This is a genomic window from Bacteroides gallinaceum, from assembly GCF_030373775.1.
GTDB classification, from domain to species: Bacteria; Bacteroidota; Bacteroidia; order Bacteroidales; family Bacteroidaceae; genus Phocaeicola; species Phocaeicola excrementipullorum.
Map to the genome: position 1 here is coordinate 32,086 of NZ_JAUDEN010000025.1, position 7,440 is coordinate 39,525.

4 protein-coding genes are annotated in these 7,440 nt (G+C 50.4%); all 4 read left to right on the top strand.

The features are described from left to right. The first annotated feature begins 391 nt into the window (after positions 1–391). Entirely contained in the window at positions 392–1,519 is a 1,128-nt protein-coding gene (locus tag QUW60_RS12280) for a glycoside hydrolase family protein (protein ID WP_289560838.1), read from the top strand. 110 nt (positions 1,520–1,629) lie between these two features. Continuing rightward, complete coding sequence (locus QUW60_RS12285; RefSeq protein WP_434736868.1) at positions 1,630–3,024, top strand: DUF5110 domain-containing protein; 1,395 nt, start codon at positions 1,630–1,632, stop codon at positions 3,022–3,024. 5 nt (positions 3,025–3,029) lie between these two features. Beyond that, positions 3,030–5,342: a GH92 family glycosyl hydrolase gene (locus QUW60_RS12290; protein WP_434736869.1), complete on the top strand. Its 2,313-nt coding sequence runs from the start codon at positions 3,030–3,032 to the stop codon at positions 5,340–5,342. A 67-nt stretch (positions 5,343–5,409) separates the two neighbouring features. After that, complete coding sequence (locus tag QUW60_RS12295) at positions 5,410–7,431, top strand: polysaccharide lyase family 8 super-sandwich domain-containing protein (RefSeq protein ID WP_289560839.1); 2,022 nt, start codon at positions 5,410–5,412, stop codon at positions 7,429–7,431. Positions 7,432–7,440 lie beyond the last annotated feature (9 nt).

The following is a 7,440-nucleotide window of genomic DNA, read 5'->3' on the forward strand; positions in this document are numbered from 1 at the left end:
ATCTTTAAAGTTGCAGAAGATTAATCCGTATGACTTGTCACAAATATATCATAAGAATTTGTATGATGAGTTGGTTCCAAATACAAAATTGCTGTATTAAATATAATAACAAGCATTCCATTTGGATGCATGTACATATACTGTATATCGTTTGTACGTTAAGTGTATGTTTGTGGCTTTTTATAATTGTTTGCATCTGTGAGGCATTCTTGTTTAAGGATGAAATGTTATTTTTGCAGCGTTTAGTTAACCAATTGGGATAAAGCATCTGAAACGACATCTTTGTGGGGTAGGTCTGTTGTCTTTATATGGTAAAGAGAGATGATAGGAATGATGTGCAACAATCAGATAAAAACATTAATTTTGTTACATATTAAAAAACGAGTTTATTATGAAAACACACAATCTTATTTTGTTTGTGCTTCTCGCATTGTGGGTGGCATCCGTGCGTGCCCAAAAGCTGGAAAACCTGCCGGCTCTGAAACAGCACTCCCAAAATGAAATGTTCCATCGGCTGGCGAAGGCTCCCCGTGCTCCGGCTTTCGAATGCGAAGGGTACTGGGTTTGGGGAAGTTCTGTCGTGAAGGGAGAAGACGGGAAGTATCACATGTTTGTTTCCCGCTTCCCGAAATCGCTCCCTTTCCATCCGGGATGGATGGTGGCGTCTGAAATCGTTCATGCGGTGTCGGATGTTCCCGAAGGACCCTACAAGTTCAGCGATGCGGCGCTTCCGGCCCGCGGCGCGGAATATTGGGACGGACGTTCGACGCATAACCCTCGCATTCTGAAGCATAAGGGCAAATATTATCTGATTTATATGGGATCTACCCATCCCTTTGCAGACCCCACTTATGATGAACTGACCTTAAGCAGTCCGTGGTGTATTGTAGGACGGTCTAACAAACGGATTGGACTGGCGGTTGCCGACTCGCCATACGGCCCGTGGAAACGCTTTGACGAGCCGATTCTGAAGGCCAAACCCGGCACCTTCTACAGCTATCTCACTTCCAACCCTTCTCCGGTGATTCAGGAAGACGGTTCGGTGCTGATGATTTTCAAGGGAAGGGCTCATACCGCGAACGGCAAGTATTCGAACATGGCGTTGGGCGTTGCCTATGCTCCCGCTATCGAAGGACCGTATACTGTGCTGAACAACGGCAAGCCCATCTTTCAGGTAAACGGTCAGGGAGAAGCCGAGGATCCGTTTCTGTGGAAAGATTCCAGAGGCTATCATGTCATTTTCAAGGATCATGTGGCCAAATTTACGGGAGAAAGGGGAGGGGGCGTAATGGCCCACTCCGACGATGGCATCCATTGGACCGTAGACAAAGACCCCAAAGCCTATTCGCGCACCGTGGAATGGGAAGACGGGAAAGTGGAAATGCAGGGTCAACTGGAGCGTCCGTTCCTCCTTTTTGAAGACGGAAAGGCTACTCATGCCTTTTTTGCGACCATGGATGGTCCGGGCGGATTTGAAAACGCATCCAAGTCATGGAACATGGTGATACCTTTGAAGTAGCTTTTTATCTGAGATGAGCCGTCATCCCGGTTAACTTGAGCCGTCATTTTCTCCGGTTTGACAGGGCAGAATCTTGGGGGGAAGCGGACAAAACAAAAGAAAGAAATCGTATGGGACAGAAAAAGAAAAGAATTATAAGAGCCGGCTATCTTGCCTTTCTGACATTTGTCTGTATGCTGAATGCGGCAAGTCTTTTTGCCCGGTCTGGAAATGAAATGCGTTGGGAACAGGTAGATCCGGGAGTATGGAAGGGCACGTTCGGGACACCGGAGGACTATTCTTTGCTGGAAGCCTCGGGAGCCGAACCGCTGGAAGAAGGATTCTTGAGCCTGCCGGATGTGGAGATTCCCGCCTTGCACGCGGATATCACCGCTACGGTTCAGGACGGGAAAACGTATCTTTCCATTCCGCTGGAGAAAAAGGAGCAGATTTACGGGCTGGGACTTAACTTCCAGAGTGTCTTCCAGCGCGGGAAGGTGCTGAACCTGCACGTGGACCATTACGGAGGAAGGGATGACGGACGTACGCACGCTCCGGTTCCGTTTTATGTATCCAGCCGGGGGTATGGCATTCTTGTCAATTCCGCACGTTATCTGACCGTCTATGCAGGGAGCGGAATCCGGAAAGACAGCCCTCATGCAGAGAAGGCGAAGGACCGTAATACCGACAAGTCATGGACGGCCCAGCCTTATTCGGATGCTGTTTCCATTCTGATTCCGGCCGAAGGTGTCGAGGTCTATCTGTTTGCCGGTCCTGCTCCGTTGGATGTGGTCAGGCGCTATAACCTGTTGTGCGGCGGAGGGGTTCTGCCTCCCCGCTGGGGATTGGGCTTTACCCAACGCACTCCCACTCTTTATACCTCCGCGCAAGTAGAGAAAGAGGTGGATGATTTTGAGCGTTACGGCTATCCGCTCGACTTTATCGGTCTGGAACCGGGATTTGGCCCCGAGGGTATCGCTGCTTCAAGGGGCAAAGAGCAGAATCTGGAAGAAAATCCTTATCTGGAAACCGTCGCGAAAGAAATCAGGGATCAGTATATGGCAGGCGAATATTTGCTTGTGGCGCCCATGTTTGTCGGAGAAACCAGCCGCAAGGTGGTTTTGCCGGAGGGAAACTGGTATGATTTTTATACCGGCGATTATGTTGGCAACGGAGAAACAATTACGGTTTCCCCGGGGTTGGAGCGCATCCCTGTCTTCGTCAAGGACGGAGGCATTATACCGATGATGGAAGCGGTGCTCCATGCTCCCCGAAGCGGTCAGAAGGTTAATCTGGAGATACGTCATTACGGAAAATCGGACGGAGCCTGCCGGCTGTATGATGATGACGGGGAAACTTATGACTATGAAAAGGGAGTCTGCTCATGGAGAAATATAAAGGTGAAAAGGCAAAAGAACAGAAAACTGAAAGGAAGCATCTCAAAGAGCGAATCCGGGAAGCCGGATTCGGTCAATAAGGTTACTTGGGTCTTTATGACCGAGGGAAATGAATCCTCTGAACTGTAGAAATTATGAAGAGAATTATTTGCATGTCCGGTATTTTCTTCCTGCTGTTGTCCGGTTGCATTCACGGAGAACCGGCAGGTCTGTCAAAGTATGTGAATCCGTTTATCGGGGCGAGTACCAGCACGAAACTGGCGGGAACATATCATGGTCTGGGAAAAACTTTTCCCGGAGCAGCATATCCCTTCGGCATGGTCCAGGTCAGTCCGCAGACAGTAACGGGCGGTGATAACGGTTCCGGTTACAGCGACGAGCACCGTACCATAGAAGGCTTTGCCTTCACTCAGATGAGTGGGGTAGGCTGGTATGGAGATTTGGGAAATTTCATGACCATGCCGACCTCCGGCAAGCTTCGGCTGATTGCGGGAAAAGAAGACGGAACCATGGCGGGATACCGTTCTGCATATGACAAAGCTTCGGAACAGGCTTCTGCCGGATATTATTGTACGACCTTGACAGATTATGGCATTAAAGTGGAAGCCACGGCTTCTGCTCATTGCGGTGTGCTCCGCTTCACTTATCCTGCGCATGCGCACTCCCGCATTCAGATTGATCTGGCGCGCCGTGTGGGCGGGACTTCTACACTCCAATACATAAAGGTGAAAGACGAGCATACTGTCTGCGGCTGGATGAAATGTCCGCCGGAAGGGGGAGGCTGGGGAAACGGCAGCGGAAATGCTGACTATACGGTTTATTTCTATGCGGTTTTCAGCAAGCCTTTGGATGATTATGGCTTCTGGAGTGCTGACATTCCGGACACATGGCAGCGGAAAAGACAGGATGTGACCAGTGATGCGTATCAGCAAAGAATATCCCAGGCTCCCGTCATCAGGGATGCCCGTGAGATAAAAGGAAAGCACCTCGGGTTCTTTACGGAGTTTGCCACCCGTAATGATGAGGCTGTTACCATGAAAGTGGGGATTTCCTTCGTTGACATGCAGGGGGCTGAAAACAACTACAGGCAGGAGGTTTCTGCAAAAGACTTTGACTCCGTGAGGCAGGAAGCTGAAGAAAGCTGGAACCGCGAATTGTCGCGCATCAGAATAAAGGGCGGTGGCCGGGATGAAAAAACGGTCTTCTATACGGCACTCTATCATACGATGATCGATCCTCGTATTGTCAGTGATGTTGACGGAAGGTATGCTGGCGCTGACGGCAGGGTTCATCGGGATACAAGTTTCACGAAGCGGACAATTTTCAGCGGATGGGATGTATTCCGCAGCCAGTTCCCCTTGCAGACCGTGATTAACCCCAGGATGGTGGATGACGAAATCAACTCATTGGTGTCGGTGGCTGAGCAAAGCGGCAGGGCGTATTATCCGCGTTGGGAACTTCTGAACGCTTATAGTGGCTGTATGATAGGAAATCCGGCCATATCGGTGCTGGCGGACGCTTATGTGAAAGGGATAAGGGGGTATGATGCAGAAAAGGCTTATGCGTATGCCGTGAATACGGCGGAAACGTTCGGAAACGACTCGTGCGGCTACACTCCGCTGAATGTGTCAAAAACGCTTGAGTATGCTTACTTTGACTGGTGTTTGTCCCGCCTGGCCGAAGCGTTGGGGCACAATGACGATGCCGGCGTTTATGGAAAACGCGCTCAAGACTACCGCAATACGTTTGACCGGGAGGCCGGATGGTTTAATCTCCGCCGGGCGGATGGGCGTTTTGAGCCGTGGGCAGATAGTCTGCGCATCAGGGAACACTATGGGTGCGTAGAGTCTAACCTGTATCAGCAAGGCTGGTTCGTGCCTCACGATATTCCGGGCATGGTTGAACTGATGGGAGGAAAGGAGAAAGTATTGGCCGACTTGTCCGCATTTTTTGAGAAAGCTCCGGAGAACCTGCGCTGGAACCAGTATTATAACCATGCGAACGAGCCGGTGCATCTGGTGTCTTTCCTGTTCAATCGGCTGGGGTGTCCGTGGCTGACCCAGAAATGGACACGCCATATATGCAGCAACGCCTATAAGAATTCCGTGGAGGGACTGGTGGGAAATGAAGATGTGGGGCAGATGTCGGCATGGTATGTGCTGGCGGCAATCGGAATTCACCCTTCTTGTCCCGGATCTGCACGCTACGAGATAACAAGCCCTGTGTTTGATGAGGTGCGTATCAATCTCGATCCGTCTTACTTTAAGGGAGGCAGTTTTGTGATCAAGGCGCTGAATAACTCAGGGAAGAACCGGTACATTCAGAAGGCGCGCCTTAACGGCCGGCCTTACAACAAGTGTTACATTGACTTTGAAGACATCGCTTCCGGTGGAGTGCTTGAGCTGTTTATGGGCGATACTCCCAATAAGGAGTGGGGAACGGACTGAGTGTGCCGTCCGGACTGAACGGAACGGTCTGGATTTCCGGTCTGTAATAACATAATAATATATAAAGATGAAAAAACGAATAGCATTACTTTCTTTGTGTTTTGTATGCGGCCTGACTTATGCGCAGGAGAGCTTTACCGACTCTGTCAGGCTGGTCAAGGAGAATTACATCAATGTATTTATCGGAAATGATCCGGCAAAAAAGGCACTGGTCGACCGATTGGCTGAGGTTCCGAAGGAGAAGGAGGCTTCAGACCAGAATGTGATCGAGCTGCAGCAGCTTTATCCCATTTCCGGAGAAGAGGTGAACCGTCTGGTAGAGAGCATCCGGGACGACGGATCGTGGGGTGACATCGATTATGCGGACACGAAACGTTCGGGATGGAGTCCCAAGATACATACGGAACGGATTCTCACAATGACCAAATACTATTGGCGAGAGAGAAAAAGTTTGGACGCGGATGATATGTCCCGGCTGACGGGCGCTATTCATCGTGCCATGAACTTCTGGTTCTCCAGCAAGCTGGTGTGTAAAAACTGGTGGTATAACCAGATCGGTATTCCGCGTACGCTTGGACCTGCGTTTCTGCTGTTTGAGCAGGAGATGACCGGAGAGGAGAAGCGGGAGGCGGTCGAAGTCATGAAACATTCTTCTTTCGGGATGACGGGGCAGAACAAAATCTGGCTAGCCGGAAATGTATTGCTCAGAGCCTTGCTGGAAAACGACTGGAAGCTGGTCAGGGAGGCACGGACGGTGATTGGCTCTGAAATAATGGTAGGAGCGGGAGAAGGAATCCAGGCCGACTGGAGCTTTCACCAGCACGGGCCTCAACAGCAGTTCGGCAATTACGGCTTGTCTTTCATAAGCAATATGGGTTTCTACTCGGAGGTATTTGCCGGAACTTCGCTTGCTTTTACCGGGAGCCAGCAAAAGACGCTCGTTTCTTTGCTGCTCGACGGGTATCGGTGGATTGTGTGGAAAGGGTATTGGGACGTGAATGCCCTTAACCGCCAGCTGTTCAGAAACGCTGACAGGGACAAGGGGTTTATCTTGCTTTTCACCGCCTGCTCTTTGATGAAAGGGAGCACGCCGGAAGCAAAGGCGGAGATTGAGGACATGATCAGACAAAGTGGGCTGGACTCGGATGTGGCAAATACGTTTGTCGGAAACAAGCACTTCTGGAAATCAGACTATACGGTTCATCGGACACCACGCTGGATGGCTTCTGTACGGATGGCTTCCGAAAGGGTTATCGGAACGGAGCTGGTGAACGAGGATAACCTGAAGGGATATTATATGGCAGACGGGGCTTTGTATACTTATGTGAGAGGCGATGAATACCATAACATCTTTCCTTTCTGGAACTGGAGAAGGATTCCGGGCATTACGACTTACGAAAGCGAGGCTCCCATACCTGATCCCAATCGGACAGACTCGCGGAATCACTCTTCGCGTGTGGGAGGCGTAAGTGACGGTACGACCGGAATAACCGCCATGCAGCTGAGGCGGAACGGACTGAATGCAAACAAGGCATGGATCTTTGCGGACGATTATATCTTGTGTATGGGGAGCGACATCCGCTCGGACAGTTCGGCTTCCGTCATCACGTCTGTTGACCAGCGTTTCAGAAGGGGAGAGGCCCGTTCTTGCGGCAACGGAAGGTTCTTCCATGACAACACAGGGTATATCATCCTGCAAGCCGACTCTTGTGCGGTGCTGACAGAGCAGAAAAGGGGACAATGGCATGATTTCATGGGGATGTACAGGCCGGAGATGCTGGAAGAAGAATCCGTATTTTCAATCTGTCTGACGCATGATAAGAAGCGTCCGTCCGGCTATATCTATCTGATATTGCCGGCAAGCAGTGTGAAGGAGGTCGGAGATTTTGATGCGGAGAGTATCCGGATCGTCCGGAACGACAAGGATGTCCAGTCCGTTGTCATAGGCGGGTTGTGCTATCTGGCCGCTTATCAGAAGACAGAAGTGAAGACAGATAGCGGGGATGTCCTGGATATACCTTATCCGGGCACTTACATCATTGATATGCAGAAAGGAGAAATACGGCAGAAAGCGTATTTCGAAATGTAAAGATATCGG